The organism is Pseudomonas sp. PA15(2017), from assembly GCF_001945395.1.
Lineage (GTDB): Bacteria > Pseudomonadota > Gammaproteobacteria > Pseudomonadales > Pseudomonadaceae > Aquipseudomonas.
Genome location: NZ_MSXV01000044.1, coordinates 20,880 through 23,709 on the forward strand (window position 1 = coordinate 20,880; position 2,830 = coordinate 23,709).

The 2,830-nt window shown below is 51.3% G+C and carries 3 protein-coding genes and 1 pseudogene; all 4 read left to right on the forward strand.

Translation table 11 applies throughout. The annotated features are described in order from the left end of the window. Nucleotides 1-239 precede the first annotated feature (239 nt). Nucleotides 240-848, forward strand: a complete 609-nt coding sequence (locus BVH03_RS13900) for a restriction endonuclease subunit S (protein WP_075961719.1) — start codon at nt 240-242, stop codon at nt 846-848. Then, the gene (locus BVH03_RS27225; RefSeq protein ID WP_371915357.1) at nt 845-1,120 is read left to right on the forward strand and encodes a hypothetical protein; all 276 of its coding nucleotides are present in this window, start codon (nt 845-847) and stop codon (nt 1,118-1,120) included. Before BVH03_RS13900 ends, BVH03_RS27225 begins: the two co-directional genes overlap by 4 nt. Then, nucleotides 1,111-2,088, forward strand: coding sequence for an AAA family ATPase (locus BVH03_RS13905; protein WP_371915358.1), 978 nt, complete (start codon nt 1,111-1,113; stop codon nt 2,086-2,088). Before BVH03_RS27225 ends, BVH03_RS13905 begins: the two co-directional genes overlap by 10 nt. Further along, nucleotides 2,081-2,710 (forward strand): annotated as a pseudogene (locus tag BVH03_RS13910) (type I restriction-modification system subunit M N-terminal domain-containing protein); the annotation flags it as partial. The gene BVH03_RS13905 and the pseudogene BVH03_RS13910, both read left to right, overlap by 8 nt. Between the last annotated feature and the right edge of the window lie 120 nt (nt 2,711-2,830).

The window sequence follows — 2,830 nt, forward strand, 5'->3', positions numbered from 1 at the left end:
CACGATAGGATGGCCATATCAAGCGACGACTTTATGGCAATGCCTTTGCCTGTATCATCACCTGCTGAACAACAAAAAATCGCTGACTGTCTGAGTTCGCTGGATGAACTGATCTCCCTGCAAGCTCGCAAAGTGGATGCACTCAAAACCCATAAAAAAGGGCTGATGCAGCAGCTTTTTCCTCGCGAAGGCGAAACCCAGCCACGCCTTCGCTTCCCCAGATTCAAGAGCGTCGGCGGGTGGGAGGAAAGCCATTCTCCAATCTCTGCAGCATCAAACATGGCTTTGCTTTCGATGGAGAGTTCTTCAGCAATGAAGGCAAGTATGTACTCCTTACACCAGGTAACTTTTATGAGGACGGTGGCTACCGTGACCGAGGCGATAAACAGAAATACTACAGCGGCGAAATCCCCAAAGATTACATACTCAATTGCGGAGACTTGTTATTAGCCATGACCGAGCAAGCCGCTGGTTTGCTTGGTAGCCCGATACTCGTTCCAGAGTCCGACAAGTTCCTGCACAACCAGCGGCTCGGTCTTGTTAGGAAAAAGCCCGGAGTTTCCTGGACGACCGAATTCTTCTTTCATGTCTTCAACACCCAGCCCGTTCGGAAGGCGATTCACGCCAACGCAGCCGGTGCAAAGGTGCGACACACATCGCCGACAAAGATTGGCGAAGTAGTTTTCCACTTTCCCACTTCGTTGCTTGAGCAACAACGCATCGTCGGCTGCCTCAATACCCTTGACGACCTCATCACCGTGCAAACCAAAAAACTCGAAACTCTAAAAGCCCATAAGAAAGGATTGATGCAGCAACTTTTCCCGTCCATAGAGGTGGTTGAGGCATGAGCAACAAGCCAAAGGTCAACAAATATGCCAACCACAATACACTCGCAAGGAAGTTGCGTGATGATCTAGGTGGGGCAGATCTCATTCTTATCTATGCCTACAATCGCACTGGCAAGACACGGCTTTCGATGGAGTTCAAGGACATCGGAAAGCGTAAAACGAAAAAAATCCGCATGGCTTCGCAGATACTCTGTACTTCAATGCCTACACTGAAGACCTGTTTACTTGGGACAATGACATTGAAAACGACACCGCTCGCGGCTTGGAGATAAACCAGGCATCACGGTTCTTTGATGGTTTCAAAAACGAGCCTCTGGAGCCGGCAATTGCTGAATACTTGAAGCGCTACGCAGAATTTGACTTTGATTTCACATTCCAAGAGGTGCAGCAAGGCAAAGAATCCTTTTCCAGACCTGTGTTCGTTAGTTTCCGAAAGGGTGAGCAGTCACATATCAAGATATCACGTGGCGAGCAGAATATTTTCATCTGGTGCGTCTTTATGGCCATCTGTGAACAGCTTTTGAAGTATCCCGATGCTTATCCGGCGGTGAAATATGTCTATATAGATGATCCGATTTCATCGCTGGACGATAACAACGCCATCTCCGTCGCCTGCGACCTCGCCAAACTCCTTCGTCGCGCAGCAAGCAAGACCGATCAGAATGGCGCGGCGTCCCCTGTGAAAATTGTTTTTTCCTCTCACCATGCCCTCTTTTTCAACGTGATGTGCAATGAGATTGGGCGGGCCAAGGAGCATGAACCGAGAGTCTCCCACAAGCGATACTATCTGCACCGCACCAATGGTGAGGGTTCGTTTACCCTGCGGGCGACCGAGGATACGCTGTTTTTTCATCACGTTGCAGCTCTAGCCGAACTACAGGTGGCTGCCCATCATAAATCCGGCAAGCTCTACACGTTCCATTTCAATGCGCTGCGCAGCATCATGGAAAAAACGGCCTCGTTCTTTGGCCATGCCGATATTTCCTTTTGCCTCAAAGCGCTCGCGAGTGAAGAAGACACAGCGCTCTACAACCGTGCTCTCCAACTACTAAGCCATGGCAAGTACGCTATTCATGAGCCGACCGAAATGGGCGAGGACAATAAAGACTTGTTCCGCAACATTCTCAAAGATTTTATAACCACCTTCAATTTTTCCTTGCCTGATCTGACGGGTGTGCAACCAGCCGCAGCGCCCTCCGCGCCGAGACCAGGCCCACAAGCGAAACCCGCACATGAATGACACCAACAGAAAACAACTTGGCCAAACCCTCTGGGCCATTGCCGACCAATTGCGTGGGGCGATGAACGCGGACGATTTCCGCGATTACATGTTGTCTTTCCTCTTTCTTCGCTATCTCTCGGACAACTACGAGGCGGCGGCCAAGAAGGAGTTAGGCAAGGATTACCCCGGCGTCGAAGGCGAAGATCGCCGTGTGCCGCTGGCTATCTGGTATGCCAATAATCCGGATGACATCACCGATTTTGAAAAACAGATGCGCCGCAAGGTGCATTACGTCATCCGCCCGGCACACCTGTGGAACAGCATCGCCAATATGGCGCGCACCCAGCACGACGAACTTCTCACGACGCTGCAAGCGGGCTTCAAATACATCGAAACAGAATCATTCGAGAGCAGCTTCCAGGGCCTGTTCTCCGAGATCAATCTTGGCTCGGACAAACTGGGCAGAACCTATGCGGATCGCAACGCCAAGCTCTGCACCATCATCCAGAAAATCGCTGAGGGCCTGGCCGAGTTCTCCAAGGACATCGATGCCCTGGGCGATGCCTACGAGTACCTGATCGGCCAGTTTGCCGCAGGCTCAGGCAAGAAGGCGGGCGAGTTCTACACTCCGCAGCAGGTGTTGGGTTCTACCCCATTTCCACGGACGGTTTGAAAAGGGCTGAAAACTTCAGGTCTTGCCGGGCGACTCTACGACGCATTCGTGGGTTATGAAACCGTTCGATGTAGTCGAATAAATCTG